The sequence below is a fragment of the Winogradskya consettensis genome (genome assembly GCF_018332715.1).
Classification (GTDB): domain Bacteria; phylum Actinomycetota; class Actinomycetes; order Mycobacteriales; family Micromonosporaceae; genus Actinoplanes; species Actinoplanes consettensis.
In genome coordinates, this window is the sequence record NZ_BOQP01000006.1 from 271760 (window position 1) to 292471 (window position 20712).

Here is a 20712-nt window from a genome sequence, read left to right on the forward strand (position 1 = left end):
GCGATCTGTTCCAATCCGCAGCGGAAAACCGAGGTCAAAGCGAAGGGTATGAGTCAGAAATCAGAGAAATTTCAAGCTTTGCGAGTACGCCCGCCGCGGCGCGGACGTCGCCGTCGAGCGGGCGGTCCGGATCTACCGGGGGTACGGCGGCCGCGAGCGCGTCGAAGATCGTGCGGGTGTGCGGCGCGGTGGGCGTACGCGAACCGACGTGAACGGCCTGGCGCAGACCCACCGCGAGCGACCCGGTGATCAGGCTGAGCAGCTCCGCCTGGTCCCACGCGCGCAGCGCGGCCTGCGTACCCAGCGGAATCACGTCCTGGTTGTGCAGGTTGGTGGGCAGGCTCTGCATGCTCGCCGGCATCGAGTCCCGCCGGATCTCGGCGATCAGTGCGGTCGAGGCGAGCTGGACGCCCTGCATTCCGTGTTGCTGCCCGGGACCCGCCGCGAGCATCGGTGGCAGGCCGTTGTTGCGGACCGGGTCGACGAGCAGGTCCAGCTGGCGTTCCGCGAGATTGCCGATCTGCGCGATCACCATCGTCAGCATGTCCCCGGCGAACGCGGCGGGCTGGCCGAAGAAGTTGCCGCCGTGCACCACCTTGTCGCCGGCGGCTTCGAAGATCGGATTGTCGCTGACCCCCGCCAGATCGGCGGTGACCACGCCGTCCACATAGCGCAACGCGTCCTCGGCCGCGCCTAGCAGTTGCGGCGAGCACCGGATGCTGTACGGCTCCTGCAGCGGCCGCTTCCCCTTTGTCACTCCGCTGAGAACGGCGCGCATCGTGGCCGCGACGTCGATCGCGCCGGGGTGGGCGAAGCGGTCGAGCAGGTCGGCGTCGAGGAACTGCGGATCGCAGCCGAGCAGGTCGGCGAGAAGACACGTGAGCAGCTGAATCACCCGGTGCGAGCTGCGTACCCGGTCGAGGGCCAGCGCCAGCGCCGCCGTGGTCAGCGACGTGCCGTTGACCAGGGCGAGCGCGTCCCGCCCGTCCAGCGGCAACGGTTCCAGGCCGGCCCTGTCCAGGGCTGCCGCCGCGGGAAGCCGCTCGCCGTCCACATAGGCGTGCCCGCGGCCTCGCAACGCCTGGGCCGCGGCGCCCAGCGGGATCAGGTCGCCGCTCGCGCCGACCGAGCCGAGCCGCGGCATCGCCGGGGTGAACGTGGTGCCGAGCATCGCCACCAGCGCGTCGATCACGTGCGGGGACACACCGGAGGCGCCCTGCGCGAGGGAGCGGGCCCGGATCAGCATCGTCGCGCGCACCACGTCCAGGGCGATGTCCGGGCCCTGGCCGGCGCCGAGATGCGCGAGTGTGTTGTCGGCCTGATCGCGCAGATCGGCCCGGCCCGCATAACCCACCAGCGCACCGAACCCGGTGGTGCTGCCATAGACCGCACGGTCGTCGCCGAGCACCTTGGTCAGGAAGACGCGCGACGCGGTGACCCGGTCCCGGACCTCCGGACCCGCGACCACCGTGATCGGATCGCGCGCGGCCCGCAGGTCGGCGATGCGCAACGGCGTCGCCAGATCCACCTCAATCGTCATGGTCGCCGACGGTAGAGACCATTTCTCAGAAGGCTCTGAAATCGCGTCAGTAGGTTGCGGCGCATGACGCACGACTACCTCATCATCGGCGCCGGACCCGCGGGTCTGCAGCTCGCCGCCCTGCTGGAGCGCGACGGTCAGGACTACGTCGTGCTGGAGGGCGGCGCCGCACCGGGCACGTTCTTCACCACCTATCCTCGGCACCGCCAGCTGATCTCGATCAACAAGGTCTGGACCGGGTCGCAGGATCCCGAGTACAACCTGCGGGCGGACTGGAATTCGCTGCTCACCGACGATCCGGCGCTGTTGTTCAAGAACTACAGCTCGCGGTATTTCCCCTCCGCCGACGACCTCGTGCGCTATCTCGCGGATTTCGCCCGGGGGCTCAACGTCCGATATTCCACGCCGGTCACCTCCATCGGCCGTGATTCGGACTTCGTCATCAATGGGACGATCCACGCCAAGCGCGTCATCGTCGCCACCGGTGTGTCACAGCTCTACGTGCCGCCGATCGAGGGTGTTGAGCTGGCCGAACGCTACGACACCGTCAGCGTCGACCCCGATGACTTCGTGAACCAGCGGGTGCTGATCGTCGGCAAGGGCAACTCCGCCTTCGAGACAGCCGACGCGCTCATCGAGACCGCCGCTGTCATTCACGTCGCCGGCCCGCACTCCATCAAACTGGCCTGGCAATCGCATTACGTCGGGCACCTGCGCGCGGTCAACAACAACTTCCTCGACACCTACCAGCTCAAATCCCAGAACGCGGTCCTGGACGGCACCATCGAGGAGATCACGCGCAAGCCCGATGGCGGCTTCCGGGTCCTCTTCCGGTACGCCCGGACCGTCGAAAATCTGCGGGAGCTCGACTACGACCGCGTGATCCTGTGCACCGGCTTCCAGTTCGACGCGACCCCGTTCGACGACTCGGCACGCCCCGCCCTGGTCATCAAGGACCGGTTCCCCGAACAGACGCCGGCCTTCGAATCGGTCAACGTCCCCGGAATGTACTTCGCCGGCACGCTGACCCAGCAGCGTGACTTCAAGAAGTCGACGAGCGGTTTCATCCACGGTTTCCGCTACGGCGTCCGCGCCCTGCACCGCATCCTCGGCACCCGGTACCACGACGCACCGTGGCCCGCCCGCGAGCTGGATCTGACGCCGGAGGCGATCGCCGACGCGATCATCGCCCGGATCAACGTGACCTCGGCGTTGTGGCAGCAGTTCGCCGTACTGGCCGACGTCGTGACGGTCAGCGGGTCCACTGTGCGGTACCAGGAGGAGGTGCCGGTCGCGTACCTCGCCGATGGTGGTCTCGGGGTCTTCGACCTGGCCTTCGTGACGACGCTGGAATACGGCCCGGACCACGACCAGGTCGACCCCTTCGACATCAGCGTCCCCCGGATCGCCGAGAACGACGCGGCTGCGGCCCACGACGCCAGCTACCTGCACCCGGTGGTCCGCGTCCGCCGCGACGGCCAGGTGATCGCCGAGCACCACCTCGCCGAGAACCTGGAGAACCACTGGAACCTGCCGACCGTGCACCAGCAGCCGCTCGTCGCGTTCGTGAAGGGCATCCTCGCCGATGCACTCTGAAGTCTGGCCCCAACCGCTGCTGGACCTGCTCGCCACGGGTGACGACCGCCCGGTCTTCGAGGACGGCGCCCGGGTGGTCACCGCCCGGGAGATGCACGTCATGATCCGCAGGATCGCGGCCGGCCTGCGGGGGCTGGGCATCGGCCCCGGGGTGGGCGTCGCGTTGAAGCTCGGCGTATCAGCCCCGGCCTTCGCTGCCACCATCGCCGCGTTCGCCGTCGGGGCGCGCGTCTCCGGCCTGCGCCCCGGACTGACCCCGCCCCAGCTCGATCATCTCCTGAGCAACGACGACGCCACGCTGATCGACGACGCCACGGTCACCGATCTGTTGTCCACCGCGGCTTCCTCCCACCCGCTCGTCGCCGCGGGAAGACCGTCGGACATCGCCCGGATCATCTACACGAGCGGCAGCACGGGAGACCCCAAGGGCTGTGCCCAGACGTACGCGGCCATGTCAGCAGCCTGGGCGCCCTACCCGGACCGCTGGCCCCCCGCAGTGGCCGAGCTGGCCTCCCGGATGCAGCGTTACCTGGTCTTCGGCTCCCTCGCCAGCCAGGTGATGCTCGAATACGGCATCCTCACCCTGGCCGCGGGCGGCACCCTGGTCAACGCCCACCCCCCGGCCTTCCCCGCCGCCATCGTCGAGCACCGGGCCACCGCCAGCGTCATCACGGTCGGCAAGCTCTACCAGCTCGTCCGCGACCAGCGCGCCGACCCCGCCGACCTGAGCAGCCTGGGCGCGCTGCTGGTCTCGGGCTCCCCGCTGGATCCCGGCCGGCTCGCCGAGGCCCTCGACGTCCTCGGCCCGGTCATCTTCCACGGCTACGGCCAGACCGAAACCGGCATGATCTCCCTGGTCACGCCCGCCGAGATGCTGGCCTCCCCGGCCGCCCTCGCCTCGGTCGGCCGCCCACCCACGGTGAACGACATCTCCCTGCGCGACGGCGAACTCTACGTCCGCACCCCCGCCCAGGCCGGCTCCTACTGGAAGAACCCGTCCGAATCGGCCGAGGTCTTCGTGGACGGCTGGATCCGCACCCGCGACCTCGCCGAACTCGACCCCGACGGCAACCTGCGCCTCCTCGGCCGGACCCGCGACGTCATCATCGTCAACGCCAACCTCGTCTACGCCGGCCCGATCGAGCGAACCCTCGCCACCGACCCGGCCGTCGCCGAGGCCTACGTCGTCGGCCGCCCGGACGAACAGACCGGCGAGGCCGTCCACGCCTACCTGGTCCCGGCCATCGGCCAGACCCCCGATCCCGCCCTGCTCCGCAAACTCGTCGCCCACCGCCTCGGCGAAGCCGCCGTCCCCCGCACGATCACCCTGATCGACCAGGTCCCGATCGCCTCCACCGGCAAGCCGGACAAGAACGCCCTCCCCTAGCCGCCGTAGCCTGCTCGGGCCGGGCGGTCCGGCTACTCGTCGGGTTCCTGCATCCACCACTCCGTGAACTGGCGGGCCTGGCCGCTGTTGTTCAGGCGCAGCACCCACATGTTGCGGAAGACCCGGACCGCCGGCGCGGTGTAGGCGGTGCGGCCCTCGATGATGGCCAGGTCGTCGGTGACGATGACCGGGTGCCAGGTGAAGGTGAACGTGCCCGGGTCGTCCTTGCGGTCGAGCCACCCGGCGACGATGGTCTCGCGGCCCAGCCAGGGTGCGGCGAACGGTTCGGTGAAGTACGCGGCGTCCTCGGTGAAGAGGCTGCCGATCTCCTCGGCGTCGTTGGAGAGCCACGCCGCGCGGTAGTTCTCGACCCAGGCGGTGACGGCGTCGAGATTGGTCATGACGCCTCACGTTCGGGGTAGTTGGCGATCTCCACGAGGTTGTCGTCGGGGTCGCGTACGTAGACGCTGCGGATCTCGCCCCGGGCGCCGGTGCGGGTCACCGGGCCCTCGATCAGGGGTACGCCGTGCTCGGCCAGGGTTGCCATGACCTCCTCCAGCGGGGTGGCGGCGATCAGGCAGAGGTCGACGGTGCCGGGGGCCGGATGAGCCGCCTTGGGTTCGAACTCGTGCCCGGCCTCGTGGAGGTTGAATTTCTGGGTGCCGAAGTGCAGCGCCCAGCGCTCCCCCTCGAACGACTCGGCGCGCATGCCGAGCACGTCGCGGTAGAAGGCCAGGGTGCGGTCGATCGAGGCGACCGTCAGGACCAGGTGGTCGAGGGTGAGGATGCGCATCACTCGTACGCCAATCGCTCGAAGTCGGTCATCGTGCCGTTCCAGAGCACGTGGCTGGCCTGGGTGAACGCGAGCGCGACCAGGTTCTCGCGGCGGTTGTTGAACCAGATGGTGCCGTAGCCGCCGGGCCAGCCGTACCGCCCGTTGGTGTCCTTGACCGCCACGCCGAAGCCCCAGCCGTCGCCGTCCAGGAAGCCGGAGCCGGCGATCTGGTCGGCGGTCAGGTGGTTGCTCGTCATCAGGTCGACGGACTTCTCGGACAGCAGCCGGGTGCCGCCGTGCACGCCCCGGTTGAGCAGCATCCGGGCGAAGGAGTGGAACTCGTCCACAGTCGACACGAGGCCGCCGGCGCCGGTGGGGAACGACGGGTCCTGGGCCCAGACCTCGGGGCCGGTCGCGGTGCTGGCCGTGAGCGAGCCGTCGGCGGGGTCGCTCGCGTAGGAAACCGGGAGGTCCCGGGCACGCTCGGGCGGCAGCGAGAACCCGGTCTCGCGCATGCCGAGCGGGTCGAGCAGGCGCTCCCGCAGCACCTCACCGAGCGGTTTGCCGGCGGCGCGGGAGAGCAGCACGCCGAGGACGTTGTAGGCGGTGTTGTACTGCCATTGCGTGCCGGGTTGGACCATGAGCGGCAGGGTCGCGAACCTGCGGATCCACTCGTCGGGCTCCCACGGCGTACGCGGCTCGGGGGCCCCGAGCGCGAGCTGCAGCTCCTCGGCCGCCTCGACGATGGGCCACACGGTCGCCGGATTGAAGATCGTCCCGGTGCCCATCCGGAAGGTCAGCAGGTCCTCGACGGTGACCGGGCGCTCCAGCGGCACCGTCTCGTCGAGCGGGCCGTCCGGGCGTGCCAGCACCCGCTGACCGGCGAGCTCCGGCAGCAGCCTGTGGATCGGCTCCTCGAGATCGAGCAGATCGTCCTGCGCCAGCACCAGCGTCAGGGCCGCGAGCACCGGCTTGGTCATCGACGCGATCCGGAAGATCGTGTCGCGGCGCATCGGGACGCCACCCTCGAACGCGGTCGCGCCGATCGTGTCGACGTGGACGTCATCACCGTGAGCGATGAGCGTGACGATCCCCGGGAACTCGCCACGCTCGACGCGAGCGGTCAGCACCTCATGCAACGTCATGGAACCCACCTTGCCAGGAACCTCCGGCTGCGGGGCTGTCGGACCCTGCGGATAGCGTCTTGGCGTGACCAATCAGTGGCGGCATCTGCCCGCGCCGGCCCGGCCCATCGCCGCGGCCCTGGCAGCGGCGGTCACAGCCGCGAAAGCCAAGGACAAGCAGGCCCTGACCGAAGCGGTGGCCGAGCTCAGCGCCCAGGACCAGGCCCAGACCGGGCTCATCCTGGGTACGACCGTACGGCTGATGCTCGAGACCCGGCACCCGGACGGCATCGACGCCGACGACGTGCGCGCGGTGCTGAGCACCACCGTCATGCCGGCCCTGCCCTGGAGCCCCGAGGTCGACCCTCAGGTCCTGCTGTACCTGCTCGCCAACGCCCTCGGTGTCTGGGAGGACGACGGCGAGCCCAGCCCCAAACCGGAGCCGCTCGCCCTGAACGCCGCCCTGCTGATCGACCACCTCATCGGCGAGGACCCGATCGTTCAGGTGCTGACGGCCACCCTCGCCGAGATCGAGCGCGCCCAGCTCAACGACTGATCAGGCCCTCGACCGGAACGCATGCCGGTACGCGTGCGGGCTGGTCCCGACGATGCGCTTGAACCGGTCACGAAAGGCCGTCGGGGAGCCGAACCCGACGGTCGATCCGATCCGGTCCACGCCCTCCGCCGTCGTTTCGAGCAGGTGCTGGGCCCGGCGGATGCGCGACAGGTGCAACCACTGCAGCGGCGTCGTGCCGGTGTGCTCACGGAAGCGCCGGTTCAGGGTGCGGGTGCTCATGCCGGCGTGCGCGGCTATCTCAGCGGTCGTGAGCTCCCGGTCACCGCTCTCGTCGAGCCAGCGCAGCAGCGGTTCCATGGTCGAACCGCGGGGGGCGGGCGGCTGCTCGGGGACGATGAACTGCGCCTGACCACCCGCGCGTTCCAGCGGCATGACCGACAACCGGGCAGCGTCCGCCGCGACGGCCGAGCCGTGGTCCCGGCGGATCATGTGCAGGCAGAGATCCATTCCCGCGGCCGCTCCCGCCGAGGTCAGGAACTGTCCGTTGTCGACGTAGAGCACGCCCGGGTCCACCTCGACCGCCGGATACCGCGCCGCCAGCTCGGGTGCGGCGACCCAGTGGGTGGTCGCCCGGAGCCCGTCGAGCAGGCCGGTCGCGGCAAGGACGAACGCGCCGGCACAGATGGACGCGATCCGGGTGCCGCGAGCTGCGGCATACCTCAGCAGTTCCACAACCTCATCGGGTACGCCCGGAGTCACGTCAGCGATCCCCGGCAACACAACCGTGTCAGCGATCGCGAGCACGTCCAACCCCCACGGCGCGCGCAGGGTGAACGCCCCGGCGTCGACCTCGTCGGTTGCGGCGCAGACGCGTACGTCGTACGGAAATGATCCGTCAGCCAGACGCGTGCGGGAGAAAACCTCGAGCGGCGTGGCAAGGTCGAACGGCACCACGTTCTCCAACGCGAGCACGGCCACGATATGCATGGTCCCGGAGCCTATCCGCACCGCCTGGCGGAAATCCGTTGGCTTATGGCATTCCGGCCACTGTCCCCCGTCCCGACCCCTCCCTACGGTCGACAGACGTGACAAAAGTGCTCCTCTCCCTCCACGTCCTGGCAGCCATCCTCGCCATCGGCCCGGTAGCCGTCGCCGCCAGCATGTTCCCCGCAACCCTGCGCCGGCTCACCCCCGACACGGCACCGGCGCTGCGTACCCTCCACCGGATCTGCCGGGTCTACGCGGTCCTCGGCATCCTGGTCCCGCTCTTCGGCCTGGCCACAGCGAGCAGCCTGGGCGTCCTGACCGAGATCTGGCTGATCATCTCCATGGCCCTGACCGCCGCAGCGGCAGCAATCCTCACGCTGGCGATCCTCCCCCGCCAGTCCGCCGCCCTGACCGGTCCACCCCTCCCCGCCACCGCAGCCCGCCTCGGCATGCTCACCGGCATCTTCAACCTGACCTGGGCCGCCGTAGTCGTACTGATGATCATCCGCCCCGGCTCCACAACGGGAGCCTGACCATGCCCCCTTCACCACTCCTCCGCACCGCCGCAACCATCGAACTAACCTCGATCATCCTGCTCCTCACCAACCTGGCCACCGTCCACTGGCAGGCAATCGCCACCCTCCTCGGCCCCCTGCACGGCTGCGCCTACCTGGCCGTCATCGGCACCACCCTGCGAGAGTCCCCCGACACCCGCACCCGCCTGCTCGCCCTCCTCCCTGGCGCAGGCGGCCTCCTGACCGCCCGCCGCATCCGAGCCACCCCCGAACCGGACGTGCCCACCCCGGCGTGATCGTTCAAGCACGCGTCCTTGCTGCCACCCGGTTCTTGCTGCCACCCGGTCCTGCTGCCACACGGCGTTGCTGCCACTCGGTCCTGCCGCCACCCGGCGTTGCTGCCACGCGGCCTTTCTGCCACCCCGCCGGGCCGACTCTGCGGGCCTGCCGAATCGCGGCCGTTCGCAGCCCGTCCTGTTCCCAGCCCGCCCTGTTCGCAGGCCGCCCTGTTGTAGGCCGCCCTGTTGTAGGCCGCCCCGGAGGATCCGGGCTGTTCGCGGGCGGGAAGCGAACGTTCGGGCCGTGACCCCGGCGGATCCGGCAGGTCCCGCCGGGAGCCTCGGCGGATGGCGTCTGCCCGGTCGGCGGTCGAGAACACCGGTCGGCGTGCCCCTCCCGAGGCGAAAGTGCCGATTCCGCCCCCCTGTGAAGTCGGCACGCTAGGGCCTGCATCGATGCGGGAGGCGAATCGTTGAGCCAACCGGTGGCGGCGGGCTCGCCGGCGCCTTCCGCCGCCCGACAGGAGTCCGCCCATGGCCAAGGAACGACCGGTGAACACCGGAGCCAAGGCGGCAAACGCCCGGAACCGGCAGCCCGCAGCGCCGCCCACCCCGGGCCCGCGCCGCCCCGTCACCGGAAGCGCCTCCGACCCCCGCCCCATCGCCCCGCCATTCCTGGCCCAACCAGCCCCCACCCACCCAGCCGGCCCAACCAGCGAACCGGCCCCTGACCAGCCCACCCAGGGTCAGCCCACCCAAGGTCAGCCCGTGCCGGGCCAGGGCGTGCCGGGCCAGGGCGTGCCGGGCCAGGGCGTGCCGGGCCAGGGCGTGCCGGGCCAGGGCGTGGCGGGTCGGGGCGTGGCGGGTCGGGCTGTTCCGGGCCGGGCTGGGTCTCAAGAGCAAGTCGCAGGGGACGAGGCCGCCGTGGGTCGAGCTGAGCAGGAGCACTTGACCCGGGATGGCAGCGCGCAGGGTGACGGTGCGCCGGTACCCGGTGAGCGGATGGATCGGGGATCAGCGAGCCGTGGCCCAGCGGGCCGAGGGCAGGCGGGCCAAGAACAGGCGGGCCGAGGGCCAGCGGGCCGAGGGCAGGCCGGCCAAGAACAGGCGGGCCATGGGCAACCAGGCCATGGGCAGGCAGGCCATGGGCAGGCAGGCCATGGGCAGGCAGGCCATGGGCAGGCAGGCCATGAACAGGCGGGCGGGGAGCACGAGGGTCGGGAGCAGGTAGTGGAGCAGGTGGTGGGGCATGAGCAGCCGGGTCGGGGTCGTCCGAGTGGGGGGGATGCCGAGCGGGACTACATGGGTGAGGGGAAGACGATGCCGGGTGCCGTTGATGGTGCGACTGCGAGAGGGCGGGCGGCCGCTCCGGAGCAGGCCGTGGGGCAGGCGCCACAGCGGGCTGGGGGCGAGCGGATGCCGGCTCGGCCCGGGGCTCAGAGTCCGGCGCGGGAGCGGGTGCAGGGACCGGGCGGTGAGCGTGCTCATGGGCAGACCGGGGAGCCTGCGCAAGGACAGCGCGGGGTGCGTGCGCAGGGGCAGGGCCAGCAGCAGGCGCAAGGGCAGAGTCCGGAGCAGGCGCAAGGGCACGGCGACCAGCGGGCGCAAGGACTGAGTGACCAGCTCGCGCGGGGGCAAGGTGAGCCGCAGGGGCAGGGCGAGCAGCTTGCACGGGCGCAGGGCGAGCCGCGGGCGCAGGGCGAGCAGCGGGCGCAGGGCGAGCAGCGGGCGCAGGGCGAGCAGCTTGCGCGGGCGCAGGGTGGGGAGCGGGGGCTGGGGCGGGCGCCGGGGCAGGGTGGGGAGCGGCGGGTTGAGATGGGGGTGGGGCGGGGTGGGAACAAGGTGGGTGAGGGTCGGGGGAAGGGTGGTGGGCCTCGGCCTCGGAATCAGCGGGGGGTCGCCAAGGTTCCTGTGCGGCCGGCGCCTCGGCCGCCGTTTCCTGGGTTGAAGTTGCAGCCGATGGTGCATGTGGCGGACATGCCGGCCGCTGTGAATTTCTATGAGGCCATGGGCGGCGAGCTCATCCATGGTGACCGGGATGGGGAGTGGGTGCTCATGCAGGTCGGGAATGCGCAGATCGGGCTGGTTGTACGGCCTCCTGATCCTTCTCGGGGGGAGAGCACCGTGGAGTTGAACTTCTCCGCGACGATGCCGTTGGATCGGCTCGAGCAGATGTTGCGGGAGCGGGACATCACCATTGTGGAGGTGGCCGATGATCCCGAGGTCGGGGTTCGGCTGCATGTGGAGACGCCGGACGGGATGCCGATCAAGATTCACCATGTCGAGCCTGACCTGCTGGTGTAACCGTCCGAATTGTCCGGCCGGCCGCAACTGAGGCCGGCCGGTCGGAACGAAGCCCGGCCGGTCAGGACCAGAGCAGGCCAGCCAGGACCAGAGCAGGCCGGTCAGGACCAGATCGGGCCAGCCAGGACCAGAGCAGGGCAGTCAGGACCAGAGCAGGACTAAGACCGGCCGGAGGAAGCGACCCGGGCGCGGTGGTCGGGGTCGGGGACTGCCAGGTGCAGGATGAGCAGGCCGATCAGGGCACCGGCCGTGTTGGCGATCAGGTCGTTGATGTCGACCGTTCGCCGGCTGCCCACCGTCAGGCCGAGGATCAGCTGCACGAGTTCGATTGCCGTGCTGGCCAGGCCGGAGCGGAGCAGCATCGGCAGGTAGCCGTCGGACCTGCGCCAGAGCAGGGGCAGCAGGATGCCGAACGGGATGAACATGATGACGTTCAGGGTGAAGCTGGGGCCGTCCACGTCGCCGGGGATCCAGCGGAGCATGTCGCTGAACGGGTCGCCCGCCCAGTAGGACGCCGGGTGCGGGTGGATCGGGAAGATGGTCACGGCGATGACGCTCAGTGCGTACCCGATGAGGGTTGTGCCGATGAAGTGCCGCCGCATGATCATTCAACGGTAATCGATTCCGGACGTCCGGCCTTCGGGGCCGTCGCGGAGATGCCCGCGCCGCGCTTCGCCATGCGGCCAGGGTGCCGCGCATTACGGAGCGCGTCCAACTTCCTTCACCCGGTAGGCGTAATGGTGTACGCCACTTGCAGTCGATAAAAGTTTGCAGGCACTGCAAGTTCGACCGTACGGTGACCCGGTGGACGAGGCGAAGACCGGGCGGCGCGACCGCAAGAAGCAGCAGACGCGTCAGGCGCTGATCGAGGCTGCGCTGCGGCTGGTCGACGAACGCGGGCTCGAGCACGTCACCGTCGAGGACATCGCCGACGCCGCTGACGTGTCGCCACGCACGTTCTTCAACTACTTCGCGAGCAAGGACGAGGCGATCACCGGCGACCTGTTCGTCGAGGACGACGGCACCGGGGAGCGGCTCCTGTCGGCGGCTCCGGGCGTACCCGTAGTCGAGGCCTTTTTAAATGCGATGGCGCCGGGGCTGACCGCCATGCAGGATGACCGGGATGTCTGGTTCTTGCGCATGCGGGTGATGGAGGCCAATCCGTCGCTGGTCATGAGCCTGATCGCCCGCAGCAGCGCCGCCGAGAACCAGCTGGTCCGGGTCGTGGCCAAGCGTCTCGGCCTGCCTCAGGCCCATCCCTATCCGGCGGTCTTCGCGGCCGCGGCCGGCGGCGCGGTGCGCACCGCGATGATGCGCTGGCCGAGCGCCCGGCGCCCCCTGACCGACCTGGTTGATGAGGCGTTCAGCTACCTGGCAACCGGCTTGGCAGACCCCCAGAACGAGCAAGATCCGGCAGATCCGATCAATGAGAGAAGAAATGAGCTCTGACACGCAAGACGTGAAGGCCGAGGCGGTGAGCAGCGCCGGGACCGCCGGCCGGATGACGCACCGCGAGGTCGTCCAGGCTTTGTCCGGCCTGATGATGGGCATGTTCGTGACCATCCTGGCCTCGACGGTGGTGTCCAACGCGCTGCCCCGGATCATCGCCGACCTGGGCGGTTCGCAGTCCGTCTACACCTGGATCGTCACCACCGAGCTGCTGGCCATGACGGCGACCGTGCCGCTGTGGGGCAAGATGGCCGACCTCTACAGCAAGAAGCTGCTCATCCAGCTCTCGCTCGGGCTGTTCGTGGCGGGTTCGCTGATCGCCGGCTCCGCGCCGAACGTGGAGCTGCTCATCGTCAGCCGCGTGGTGCAGGGCATCGGCGCGGGTGGCATGACGGCGCTCGCGACCATCGTCATGGCGGCGATGATCCCGCCCCGTGAGCTGGGCCGATACTCCGGCATGTTCGGTGCGGTCTTCGGTGTCGCCACGATCGCCGGGCCGCTGATCGGTGGTCTGCTCGTCGACACCAGCTGGCTGGGCTGGCGCTGGTGCTTCTTCATCGGGGTGCCGTTCTCCGTCGCCGCGATCCTGCTGCTGCAGCGCACGCTCAACCTCCCGACCGTGCGCCGCAAGGTGAGCATCGACTGGCTGGGCGCTTTCCTGATCACGGCCGGGGTCAGCACGCTGCTGATCTGGTCAACGCTCGCCGGCGACAAGTACGACTGGGTGTCCGGCACCTCGGCGATCTTCGTGGCCGCCGGTGTGGTGCTTCTCGCGCTCGCCGTCTGGGCGGAGTCGAGGGCGACCGAGCCGATCATCCCGCTCAGCATCTTCCGCAACCGCACGGTCTCCCTGACCGTGATCGCCAGCGTGCTGGTCGGTGTGGCCATGTTCGGTGGCACGGTCTTCCTGTCGCAGTACTTCCAGGTCTCGCTCGGGAAGTCGCCGACGGTGGCCGGCCTGATGAGCCTGCCGATGATCTTCGGTCTGCTGGTCTCGTCGACGGTCGCGGGTCAGCTGATCACGAAGTACGGCAGGTGGAAGCGTTACCTGGTCGCCGGTGCGATCGTGATGACAGCCGGAATGCTGCTGCTCAGCACGATCGACGAGCACACGAGCGTACTGATGCTGTCGATCTGGATGTTCGTGCTCGGGGCCGGCGTCGGCATGCTCATGCAGAACCTCGTGCTCGCGGCGCAGAACGACGTCCCGGCGAACGAGCTGGGCGCGGCCACCTCCACGCTGACGTTCTTCCGCAGCATGGGTGGCGCGATCGGGGTCAGCGCCCTGGGCGCGGTGCTGGCCGGCAAGGTGACATCGCTGTTCGCCGAGAAGTTCCCGCAGGCAGCGACCGGTGGGACGGCGGCGGTGCCCGACCTGACCACGCTGCCGGAGCAGGCCCGCGTGATCGTGGCGAACATCTACGCCCAGGCGACCTCGGAGCTGTTCATGGTGGCCGCCCCGATCGCCGCCCTCGCCTTCGTGGCGGTGGTCTTCGTCAAGGAGAAGCCGCTGCACACGATGAGCGGTGACGAGCGCCGGGCCCAGGAAGAAGCCGGGCTTCCGCTGCACTGATTTCTACACAATATGGAGAAAAGGCCCGGGGACACTCGGGCCTTTTCTATGCCCCGCGGGGCGCGTACATGATGACGCCGACCCCGGCGAGGCACAGGGCCGCACCGATCAGGTCCCAGCGGTCAGGCCGGAACCCGTCGACGAGCATCCCCCAGGCGAGTGAACCCGCCACGAAGACGCCGCCGTACGCGGCCAGGATCCGGCCGAAGTTCGCATCCGACTGCAGCGTCGCCACGAACCCGTACGCCCCGAGCGCGACCACCCCGGCACCGGCGAACACCAGTCCCCGGTGCTCCCGGACGCCTTGCCAGACCAGCCACGCACCGCCGATCTCAGCGAGCGCGGCCAGCAGGAACAACGCGACGGACCTGAGCACTGTCATGTACTGCATTCTCGCGGACGGACACCCACTCCCCGCGGCAACGGGGTTTCACCCGCCTCCCTGCGGCAACAGGGAAGACAAGTGGGGTGGGTCAGCTCGGGCGCAGACCGACAGAAGTACGCGGTGACGGGGGTTCCGCGCAGCCCAGCAGGCCGACGAGGCCCGAGATCCAGAGCTGGCGGTACACGGTCGGGCTCGGGTGGCTGACCACCAGCTTGACACCGGATGCCGCAGCCGTGTGGAAGCAGGCGACGAGAATACCGATGCCGATGCTGTCGATCAGCATGACGCGTTGCAGGTCGAGGTCTATCCGGCCCGGCGTCTGCGAGGTCAGGACGTCGTTGACGGCGTCTCGCATGACGTGGGCGTTGTCGAGGTCGATCTCGCCACTGGGCGCGATCTGAATGGTGCCATCGGCCAACTGACGAGTGGTGATCGGCAGATACACGGCTGCCCTCTTCCTGTCCTGGCGTCGTGCGGGCGACGCCGAACCTCCTGCGGAGTCTGCTGCACCCCGGAAATCAGCCGGATTGCCGGCAATTGGGGGACAGCCCGGTACCTCACCAAGGCACCGGCCGACATTGCGGCTCAACAACAATCCGCTGGTCTGCAAGTTACGCCAGGTAGGCGCGGAACGCCAGAGTAGTTCATCGAGCCGGAATGTGCTGGAACGGTCACCCGGTGGCACGAACATTGACGATCGGGTACACCTTACGAATACTCAGCGTATGCGTAGGAGTGCCATACGAGATGAATGACGTTCACTTCAGGACGGTCGCATCGCCTGTGGAGGCTCCCGCCTCAGCAAGTGTCAACAGCGTTGATATTGACGAAACACGATTCTTGCTAAACCGGTTCTATTACCCGGTAGCGGTGGGGGTGCCGGAGGGGGCGGAAGGCTTCTCGTTCCGGGCGGATGTGATCCAACTCGGACCGCTGACCGTCGGCCAGCTGGGCTACGGGGGCACCACGATCACGACGATCGCCTCGGAGCTGGACGCGTACCACCTGAGCGTCCCGACCTCCGGAAAGCTGTACGCGCACCACGCGGGCCACAAGGCGGTGATCCTCCCGGGCCGGGCGGCGGTGTTCGGACCGGGCGGCCCGGTCTACGTGCTGCACGAGAAGGACTCCGTCGAGCTGGACGTCAAGATCGAACGCTCGGCCCTCGAGGCGGAGCTCGCCACCATGCTCGGCCACCGGGTGCACGGACCGCTCGGCCTGCCTCCGGTCATCGACGTGTCCCGGGGGCCACTGCGCAGCTGGGCCCGGCTCGTGGCGTTGCTGCGCGGGGAGATCACCCATCCGGGCAGCCTGCTCAGCCAGCCCATCATCGCCGGACAGCTGCGTCAGGGCGTCCTCAGCGGGCTGCTGCTGAGCGTCCCGCACCGCTACACCGACGAGCTGAACGCTCCCGCGCCGGCCGGCCCGCCACGGGCCATCCAGCGGGCCATCGACGCCATCAACGACGAACCGGAGCGGCCCTTCACGGTGGCCGACCTCGCCGCGATAGCCGGGGTGAGTGTGCGGTCACTGCAGGAGGGATTCCGACGGTACGTGGACAGCGCGCCGATGACATACCTCCAGCAGGTACGGCTGGGCCGCGCCCATGACGCGTTGCTGCGCGAGGACCCGGCCCGCGCGACCGTGGCGGCAATCGCGCACCGGTGGGGATTCGCGCATCTGGGGCGTTTCGCCTCGGCGTACCGTCTGCGTTACGGGGTCTGCCCCTCGGACACACTGCGCGGTAACGGCTAGCTGACCAGGGGCTATTCTCCCGGGTCGCGGCGATGCCGGGGGCGCGGCAGGCCATCCATCCGGGAGGCAGCGGACGCGCCACCGAAGAGGTTGCCACGTGGGGGCACCCAGTCGCGCCACGGGCCCAGGTGGGCCGGGACGGCAGCGGCTTCGCCATCCCCCGCACCCTGCAGCACGCGCAGATATTCCAGGACCCGGGCGGCCGCCGCGCCGCCGTCCCGGGCAAGCGCCGCCAGAATCTCGCGCTCGTCGTCGAGGTCGGCACCCCGTCGCTCCATGGCCGTGGCGAGCCCGATCAGGAGCCGCACCACCTCGCTCGCATCTCGCTCGGCGTCGGGCAGGCTGGTCATCGTGGACCGTCCGGCTGCATTTCTCCGCGATCACTCATCTCTAGTCACGTTCCCCTCGCCACCGGTGTGCGCGGTCCCCGCCGGACACACCCACACAGATGACACCGCAAAAATGTATTCGTCCCGCTACTCACCGTCCATCCGATGCGCGCGAGGGTTGTCCGAATCACGCTCGCACGGCGCCGAAGTGAGTGATCGTCCCATTTATTCCGGCGTACCGCGCTGTGACGAGCGGCTCGCGTTGAGAAGTGTTTGCACGGGGTATGCCGGAGAACTGAAATGCAGGCATCCATCTTGGAGGGGCGATGACCGAGCAGATCCGTCAGCCGCTGGAGGAAGAGCCCGAGGTCCTGGACGCCATCGAGGACGACGTGGCGGTCGAGGCATTCGTCACCGGCGGTGGCCCCGACGCGGACACGCCCGAATTTGTGGAGCCGGGCGAGCGGCCCGCGACGGCGCCCGGGCGATCGGGCGCACCGTCTCCTGAAAAGCTCTGAAACACCTCTGGCCGACGAGGCATCGCCTCGTCGGCCAGGTCGAACCGGCGCGACAGTTATCCCACTGTCGCGGTGATGGTGTGCCAGCCGGTAGCGCCGTCGGGGAACGGCGTGACGCGTTGTTCCGGCTGGATCGCGCCCGTCCCGTCGGTGGCGCGGACCGAGAGGGTGTGCGGGCCGGCCGTGGCCTGCCAGGCATAACGCCATTGGACCCAGGTGTCCGAGGACGGCACCGGGAGCAGATCGGCCTTCTCCCATTGGCGGTCGTCGACACGTACCTCGACGTTGCGAATGCCCCGGCCCTGTGCCCAGGCGACACCGGCGACGGTCACCTTGCCGGCCTGGATGTCGGCGAACGGCTTCGGCTTGTCGATGCGTGAGGCGGTCTTCACCGGGCCCTCGGCACCCCAGCCGCGCTGCACCCAGTAGGCGTCGTAGTCCGCGAACGTCGTGAGTTCAAGCTCGGTGATCCACTTGCAGGCGCCGGCATAGCCGTACAGGCCCGGGGTGAGCATCCGGACGGGGAAGCCGTGCTCGAGCGGCAGCGGTTCGCCGTTCATGCCGACCACGAGCATCGCGTCGCGGCCGTCGTTGACGGTGGCGACCGGCGTGCCGATGGTCATGCCTTCGATAGAGCGGGCCACCAGCTGGTCGGCTGCCGGGTCGACACCCAGCTCGGCCAGCAGCGGCGCGAGCGGTACGCCCAGCCACCGAGCCGTACCCACATAGGGCCCGCCGACCTCGTTGGACACGCAGTTCAGGGTGATGTCCCGCTCGATCAGCGGGCGTTTGAGCAGGTCGTCGAAGCTGAGGGAGACCTCCTTGCCGACCATGCCGTGGATCCGCAGCTTCCACGTGGACACGTCGATGCGCGGCACGGTGAGCGCGGTGTCCACCCGGTAGAGCTTGTCGGAGTAGAACCCGGGGTCGATTCCGGTGGGCAGCGGTTTCGCCGGATCAGCCGCCGCGGGCAGGGAGATGGCCTCGCGTGACTTGGTGATCGCGCCACCGCGGACCCGTTTGACCGTCTCAGCGGCGCCGCCGGCGATCAGCGCGCCACCGCTGATCACGATTGCGGCGCGCAGGAACTTGCGCCGGTCGATGACGACTTCGCGGGACGGCCGGGAGAGGCGGTAGAGCAGGAGACCGGCGATCGCCGCGCCGAAGAGGGAGGGGACCGCGTCGTAGAGCTCGGCCGCGGGGCGGGCCAGGGCTGCTGCCGCGCCGGCGATGCCGAAGATCGCGGCTCCCGCGATGCCGGTCCAGCGCCGGCGGAAGCTCAGGATGCCGACCGTGGCGGTGAAGAGCACGAGGACCAGGGCGATCGTACCGAGCAGGACAGGTTTGTCGTTGGTGCCGAGCGTGCGTACCGCGAATTCCTTGACCGGGGTCGGCGCCGCGTCGATGACCGCTCCGCCGACTGCGACCAGCGGTCCGGCTGCCGGCCGGGTGGCCGCCGCGAGCAGTTCCGCAGCGGCCACCCCGAGGGCGGCGGAAAGTACGCCGATCAGCGCCGGTTTTCCCGTGCGCTGCAGCATGGTCAGCTCTTCGGCATCAGAACGGAGTCGATGATGTAGACGGTCGCGTTCGCCGTCTGCACGTTGCCACAGACCACGGAGGCGTCGTCGACCTTGAAGTCGGTGCCGCTGCCGGTGACCGTGACGGTGTCACCCTCGAGGGTCTTGTGCGTGCCCGCCAGCTCGGCCGGGGTGAGCTTGCCGGCCACCACGTGGTAGGTCAGCACGCTGGTCAGGGTCTTCTTGTCGGCGAGGACCTTGTCCAGGTCGGCCTTCGGGATCTTGGCGAACGCCGAGTTGGCCGGGGCGAAGACGGTGAGCGCGTCGGCGGTGTTGAGCGTGTCCACCAGGCCGGCCTTCTTGACCGCGGTGACCAGCGTCGACAGCACCGGGTTGCCCGAGGCGGCGGTCGCGACCGGCACCTGCGCCATGGAGGCGAAGCTACCCGGGTCGGTGGAGTCGGTCGGAACGGCCGAACACCCGTCGCCGAAGTTGACCATGCTGTCCGACGCCGCGGAGGCGGACGCCATCGGGGCAGCGGAGGTCGACATGGGCGTCGCCGCCGAGCCGGACTCTGTGGAGTCGTCCGAGTCGCTGCCACATGCGGCGAGCGAAACGGTGAACAGTGCGGCTGCGGCGACGGCGGCGAACTTGGTGCTGCGCATTTTGTACCCCTCAGTTGTGATTTCTTCCTACACAACTGATTCGGACCGGATCGGGTACCGGATGGGCCTATGTCAGAGAAACTTTGGCGAACAGCGGCGCCGTGGGCACCTTCGAGCCGCCGGCCGGCTCCAGAGTCACGCCGAGACCGTCGTTGCCGGGCAGGCCATCGACGACCTGGACCGCAGAGCCCTCCCCTGCCGCCAGCACCCCGGCATCGGTCGCCGTGTCCCCGCGGAGCGACCAGAGCTGGAACGCCTGGTCGGACTGGGGTGCCGAGTCGGCGCCCAGCGCGACCACCGAGGCGTTCCTGGTCGCTGACGAGGCCACGGTCACCTTGCCGCCGCCCCGCATCGGGGACGTCCGCACGACGAGGTCCGGCGAGGCGAGGATCGACTGGATGCGCTCCTGACGGAGCTCCGCGGCCGAGGCGATCGCGCTCTGGTCGCGTACCCGCTGATCCTGGATCGCAAAAACGGTCGTGCCCGTGCCGGCTGCCAGGACCACCGCGGCGGCCGCGGCCAGCGTCCACCGCTGCGTGCGGGAACCGCGAAGCTTGCGCTCCGGCTTGATGGTCTCGGGCGGTGGCAGCTGACGGGTACGCCCGACCGCGGCCATCACGCTCGACTTCAGCTGCGGCGGCGGCACCGACCACGTGCTGTCCGCCATCCGGGCCGAGGTCTCCCGCAGCTCGTCGAGCTCGGTACGACACGACGGGCACTCCCCGACGTGCCGTTCGAAAGCGGCCCGTTCGAGGTCGTCAACCGCGTCCAGCACATAGGCGCCGACCAGCGAATGAACATCTGTTGGGGTCATGCCGTCACCTCCACACCCAGGCAGTCACGCAGCCGGATCAAGCCGTCGCGCATCCGGGTCTTCACCGTGGGCAGCGGCGCGTTGAGCAGTTCGGCCACCTCGCGGTACGAGTGGCCCTGGTAATAAGCGAGTGTCACGGCCTGCCGTTGCAGCTCGGTCAGGTCGTCCATGCAGCGCCGGACCTGCTGGCGCTCCAGTCGGCCGGAAACCTCGTCGGCGACCTCGTCATAGGGGGTATCGACGGAGGCGGCGCCGACTTTCAGGGTCCGGTCGGCCGCGGACTGCTCGGAGCGGACCCGGTCGACCGCGCGCCGGTGCGCGATCGTGAAGACCCAGGCCGTCGCAGAACCGCGGGCAGCGTCGAATCGCGCCGCCGTGCGCCACACCTCGACCAGAACCTCCTGGGCGACCTCCTCGGCCTGCGCCGGGTCCCGCAGGACCCGCCGGATCAGGCCGTACACGCGCGGCGCCACCAGGTCGTACAGTTTCGTGAACGCGGCTTCGTCGCCGCGCGCCACGGCCCGCAACAGGTCACCGACGTCGGTCGGGGGCGCTGGGACAGCGGACAGATGATCCGGCCTCCGCGCCGTTCCGTGGTCCGTCATCGGCTCCGCCTCTCGGTCATCCATGGGCATTCAACGCTGATTCGGCGCAACCGGCTACGTGGATGGGTCGTTTCCGCGT

24 protein-coding genes are annotated in these 20712 nt (G+C 69.5%); 10 read left to right on the forward strand and 14 right to left on the reverse strand.

Going from position 1 to position 20712, the window contains the following annotated elements:
• Positions 1-34 precede the first annotated feature (34 nt).
• Entirely contained in the window at positions 35-1540 is a 1506-nt protein-coding gene (locus Aco04nite_RS06965) for an aromatic amino acid ammonia-lyase (RefSeq protein ID WP_244875789.1), read from the reverse strand.
• Between the two features lie 63 nt (positions 1541-1603).
• On the opposite strand from Aco04nite_RS06965, the gene Aco04nite_RS06970 reads away from it, so the two are divergent.
• Together Aco04nite_RS06970 and Aco04nite_RS06975 are read left to right on the forward strand one after the other, a co-directional pair.
• Positions 1604-3136, forward strand: a complete 1533-nt coding sequence (locus tag Aco04nite_RS06970; RefSeq protein ID WP_212996334.1) for an NAD(P)-binding domain-containing protein — start codon at positions 1604-1606, stop codon at positions 3134-3136.
• Entirely contained in the window at positions 3126-4523 is a 1398-nt protein-coding gene (locus Aco04nite_RS06975) for a class I adenylate-forming enzyme family protein (protein ID WP_212996335.1), read from the forward strand. Before Aco04nite_RS06970 ends, Aco04nite_RS06975 begins: the two co-directional genes overlap by 11 nt.
• 32 nt (positions 4524-4555) lie before the next feature.
• Here the strand turns inward: Aco04nite_RS06975 and Aco04nite_RS06980 are convergent, their stop codons facing one another.
• From Aco04nite_RS06980 to Aco04nite_RS06990, 3 genes are read right to left on the reverse strand one after another with little or no spacing between them, the layout of a single operon-like run.
• Positions 4556-4924 (reverse strand): YybH family protein, encoded by a 369-nt coding sequence (locus tag Aco04nite_RS06980; protein ID WP_212996336.1) that lies wholly within the window; start codon positions 4922-4924, stop codon positions 4556-4558.
• Entirely contained in the window at positions 4921-5316 is a 396-nt protein-coding gene (locus Aco04nite_RS06985; protein WP_244875790.1) for a VOC family protein, read from the reverse strand. Before Aco04nite_RS06985 ends, Aco04nite_RS06980 begins: the two co-directional genes overlap by 4 nt.
• Positions 5316-6443: a serine hydrolase domain-containing protein gene (locus Aco04nite_RS06990; RefSeq protein WP_212996338.1), complete on the reverse strand. Its 1128-nt coding sequence runs from the start codon at positions 6441-6443 to the stop codon at positions 5316-5318. Before Aco04nite_RS06990 ends, Aco04nite_RS06985 begins: the two co-directional genes overlap by 1 nt.
• A 64-nt stretch (positions 6444-6507) precedes the next feature.
• Here Aco04nite_RS06990 and Aco04nite_RS06995 point away from each other — a divergent pair, with 64 nt between their 5' ends.
• Entirely contained in the window at positions 6508-6978 is a 471-nt protein-coding gene (locus Aco04nite_RS06995; protein WP_212996339.1) for a hypothetical protein, read from the forward strand.
• Here the strand turns inward: Aco04nite_RS06995 and Aco04nite_RS07000 are convergent, their stop codons facing one another.
• Positions 6979-7926: a GlxA family transcriptional regulator gene (locus Aco04nite_RS07000; protein ID WP_212996340.1), complete on the reverse strand. Its 948-nt coding sequence runs from the start codon at positions 7924-7926 to the stop codon at positions 6979-6981.
• Positions 7927-8024: 98 nt separating this feature from the next.
• Between Aco04nite_RS07000 and Aco04nite_RS07005 the strand changes: the two genes are divergently transcribed.
• Positions 8025-8459, forward strand: coding sequence for a hypothetical protein (locus tag Aco04nite_RS07005; RefSeq protein WP_212996341.1), 435 nt, complete (start codon positions 8025-8027; stop codon positions 8457-8459).
• Positions 8460-8461: 2 nt separating this feature from the next.
• Entirely contained in the window at positions 8462-8737 is a 276-nt protein-coding gene (locus Aco04nite_RS07010) for a DUF3817 domain-containing protein (RefSeq protein ID WP_212996342.1), read from the forward strand.
• Positions 8738-9733: 996 nt separating this feature from the next.
• Here the strand turns inward: Aco04nite_RS07010 and Aco04nite_RS48645 are convergent.
• Complete coding sequence (locus tag Aco04nite_RS48645; protein ID WP_244875791.1) at positions 9734-10687, reverse strand: hypothetical protein; 954 nt, start codon at positions 10685-10687, stop codon at positions 9734-9736.
• Here Aco04nite_RS48645 and Aco04nite_RS07020 point away from each other — a divergent pair.
• Positions 10679-11023, forward strand: coding sequence for a VOC family protein (locus Aco04nite_RS07020; RefSeq protein ID WP_203839880.1), 345 nt, complete (start codon positions 10679-10681; stop codon positions 11021-11023). The two genes, Aco04nite_RS48645 and Aco04nite_RS07020, sit on opposite strands and share 9 nt — an antisense overlap.
• Positions 11024-11181: 158 nt before the next feature.
• Here the strand turns inward: Aco04nite_RS07020 and Aco04nite_RS07025 are convergent, their stop codons facing one another.
• Positions 11182-11625: a VanZ family protein gene (locus Aco04nite_RS07025; RefSeq protein WP_212996343.1), complete on the reverse strand. Its 444-nt coding sequence runs from the start codon at positions 11623-11625 to the stop codon at positions 11182-11184.
• 202 nt (positions 11626-11827) lie between these two features.
• Here Aco04nite_RS07025 and Aco04nite_RS07030 point away from each other — a divergent pair, with 202 nt between their 5' ends.
• Both Aco04nite_RS07030 and Aco04nite_RS07035 read left to right on the forward strand, forming a co-directional pair.
• Positions 11828-12472: a TetR/AcrR family transcriptional regulator gene (locus Aco04nite_RS07030; protein WP_212996344.1), complete on the forward strand. Its 645-nt coding sequence runs from the start codon at positions 11828-11830 to the stop codon at positions 12470-12472.
• A complete protein-coding gene (locus Aco04nite_RS07035) occupies positions 12462-14045 on the forward strand; it encodes an MDR family MFS transporter (RefSeq protein WP_212996345.1) in 1584 nt (527 codons plus the stop codon). The genes Aco04nite_RS07030 and Aco04nite_RS07035 overlap by 11 nt, the downstream gene beginning before the upstream one ends.
• 46 nt (positions 14046-14091) lie before the next feature.
• Here Aco04nite_RS07035 and Aco04nite_RS07040 read toward each other — a convergent pair whose 3' ends face one another.
• Together Aco04nite_RS07040 and Aco04nite_RS07045 are read right to left on the reverse strand one after the other, a co-directional pair.
• Positions 14092-14427 carry a YnfA family protein gene (locus tag Aco04nite_RS07040; RefSeq protein ID WP_212996346.1) on the reverse strand — a complete coding sequence of 112 codons (336 nt, stop codon included), beginning with the start codon at positions 14425-14427 and terminating at the stop codon, positions 14092-14094.
• 91 nt (positions 14428-14518) lie between these two features.
• Positions 14519-14875: an STAS domain-containing protein gene (locus tag Aco04nite_RS07045; RefSeq protein WP_212996347.1), complete on the reverse strand. Its 357-nt coding sequence runs from the start codon at positions 14873-14875 to the stop codon at positions 14519-14521.
• A gap of 302 nt (positions 14876-15177) precedes the next feature.
• Here Aco04nite_RS07045 and Aco04nite_RS07050 point away from each other — a divergent pair, with 302 nt between their 5' ends.
• Positions 15178-16185, forward strand: coding sequence for an AraC family transcriptional regulator (locus Aco04nite_RS07050; RefSeq protein WP_212996348.1), 1008 nt, complete (start codon positions 15178-15180; stop codon positions 16183-16185).
• A gap of 11 nt (positions 16186-16196) precedes the next feature.
• Here the strand turns inward: Aco04nite_RS07050 and Aco04nite_RS07055 are convergent, their stop codons facing one another.
• Complete coding sequence (locus Aco04nite_RS07055; protein WP_203839873.1) at positions 16197-16535, reverse strand: hypothetical protein; 339 nt, start codon at positions 16533-16535, stop codon at positions 16197-16199.
• A 305-nt stretch (positions 16536-16840) separates the two neighbouring features.
• Here Aco04nite_RS07055 and Aco04nite_RS07060 point away from each other — a divergent pair, with 305 nt between their 5' ends.
• Positions 16841-17032: a hypothetical protein gene (locus Aco04nite_RS07060; RefSeq protein ID WP_212996485.1), complete on the forward strand. Its 192-nt coding sequence runs from the start codon at positions 16841-16843 to the stop codon at positions 17030-17032.
• Between the two features lie 56 nt (positions 17033-17088).
• On the opposite strand, the gene Aco04nite_RS07065 is transcribed toward Aco04nite_RS07060, so the two are convergent.
• The 4 genes from Aco04nite_RS07065 to Aco04nite_RS07080 form a co-directional block, all read right to left on the reverse strand.
• Positions 17089-18570 (reverse strand): molybdopterin-dependent oxidoreductase, encoded by a 1482-nt coding sequence (locus tag Aco04nite_RS07065; RefSeq protein WP_212996349.1) that lies wholly within the window; start codon positions 18568-18570, stop codon positions 17089-17091.
• 2 nt (positions 18571-18572) lie between these two features.
• A complete protein-coding gene (locus Aco04nite_RS07070) occupies positions 18573-19214 on the reverse strand; it encodes a fasciclin domain-containing protein (protein ID WP_212996350.1) in 642 nt (213 codons plus the stop codon).
• A gap of 67 nt (positions 19215-19281) precedes the next feature.
• Positions 19282-20028 carry an anti-sigma factor gene (locus Aco04nite_RS07075; protein WP_212996351.1) on the reverse strand — a complete coding sequence of 249 codons (747 nt, stop codon included), beginning with the start codon at positions 20026-20028 and terminating at the stop codon, positions 19282-19284.
• A complete protein-coding gene (locus Aco04nite_RS07080) occupies positions 20025-20633 on the reverse strand; it encodes a sigma-70 family RNA polymerase sigma factor (protein ID WP_212996469.1) in 609 nt (202 codons plus the stop codon). Before Aco04nite_RS07080 ends, Aco04nite_RS07075 begins: the two co-directional genes overlap by 4 nt.
• Positions 20634-20712 lie beyond the last annotated feature (79 nt).

Excerpts from the sequence above, each read along its gene's own strand:
- Aco04nite_RS06965 (WP_244875789.1), bottom strand. The coding sequence starts at position 1,540 with ATGACGATTGAGGTGGATCTGGCGACGCCGTTGCGCATCGCCGACCTG.
- Aco04nite_RS06970 (WP_212996334.1), top strand. The coding sequence starts at position 1,604 with ATGACGCACGACTACCTCATCATCGGCGCCGGACCCGCGGGTCTGCAG.
- Aco04nite_RS06975 (WP_212996335.1), top strand. The coding sequence starts at position 3,126 with ATGCACTCTGAAGTCTGGCCCCAACCGCTGCTGGACCTGCTCGCCACG.
- Aco04nite_RS06980 (WP_212996336.1), bottom strand. The coding sequence starts at position 4,924 with ATGACCAATCTCGACGCCGTCACCGCCTGGGTCGAGAACTACCGCGCG.
- Aco04nite_RS06985 (WP_244875790.1), bottom strand. The coding sequence starts at position 5,316 with ATGCGCATCCTCACCCTCGACCACCTGGTCCTGACGGTCGCCTCGATC.
- Aco04nite_RS06990 (WP_212996338.1), bottom strand. The coding sequence starts at position 6,443 with ATGACGTTGCATGAGGTGCTGACCGCTCGCGTCGAGCGTGGCGAGTTC.
- Aco04nite_RS07000 (WP_212996340.1), bottom strand. The coding sequence starts at position 7,926 with ATGCATATCGTGGCCGTGCTCGCGTTGGAGAACGTGGTGCCGTTCGAC.
- Aco04nite_RS07010 (WP_212996342.1), top strand. The coding sequence starts at position 8,462 with ATGCCCCCTTCACCACTCCTCCGCACCGCCGCAACCATCGAACTAACC.
- Aco04nite_RS07020 (WP_203839880.1), top strand. The coding sequence starts at position 10,679 with ATGGTGCATGTGGCGGACATGCCGGCCGCTGTGAATTTCTATGAGGCC.
- Aco04nite_RS48645 (WP_244875791.1), bottom strand. The coding sequence starts at position 10,687 with ATGCACCATCGGCTGCAACTTCAACCCAGGAAACGGCGGCCGAGGCGC.
- Aco04nite_RS07025 (WP_212996343.1), bottom strand. The coding sequence starts at position 11,625 with ATGCGGCGGCACTTCATCGGCACAACCCTCATCGGGTACGCACTGAGC.
- Aco04nite_RS07035 (WP_212996345.1), top strand. The coding sequence starts at position 12,462 with ATGAGCTCTGACACGCAAGACGTGAAGGCCGAGGCGGTGAGCAGCGCC.
- Aco04nite_RS07040 (WP_212996346.1), bottom strand. The coding sequence starts at position 14,427 with ATGACAGTGCTCAGGTCCGTCGCGTTGTTCCTGCTGGCCGCGCTCGCT.
- Aco04nite_RS07050 (WP_212996348.1), top strand. The coding sequence starts at position 15,178 with ATGAATGACGTTCACTTCAGGACGGTCGCATCGCCTGTGGAGGCTCCC.
- Aco04nite_RS07055 (WP_203839873.1), bottom strand. The coding sequence starts at position 16,535 with ATGACCAGCCTGCCCGACGCCGAGCGAGATGCGAGCGAGGTGGTGCGG.
- Aco04nite_RS07060 (WP_212996485.1), top strand. The coding sequence starts at position 16,841 with ATGACCGAGCAGATCCGTCAGCCGCTGGAGGAAGAGCCCGAGGTCCTG.
- Aco04nite_RS07065 (WP_212996349.1), bottom strand. The coding sequence starts at position 18,570 with ATGCTGCAGCGCACGGGAAAACCGGCGCTGATCGGCGTACTTTCCGCC.
- Aco04nite_RS07070 (WP_212996350.1), bottom strand. The coding sequence starts at position 19,214 with ATGCGCAGCACCAAGTTCGCCGCCGTCGCCGCAGCCGCACTGTTCACC.
- Aco04nite_RS07075 (WP_212996351.1), bottom strand. The coding sequence starts at position 20,028 with ATGACCCCAACAGATGTTCATTCGCTGGTCGGCGCCTATGTGCTGGAC.
- Aco04nite_RS07080 (WP_212996469.1), bottom strand. The coding sequence starts at position 20,633 with ATGACGGACCACGGAACGGCGCGGAGGCCGGATCATCTGTCCGCTGTC.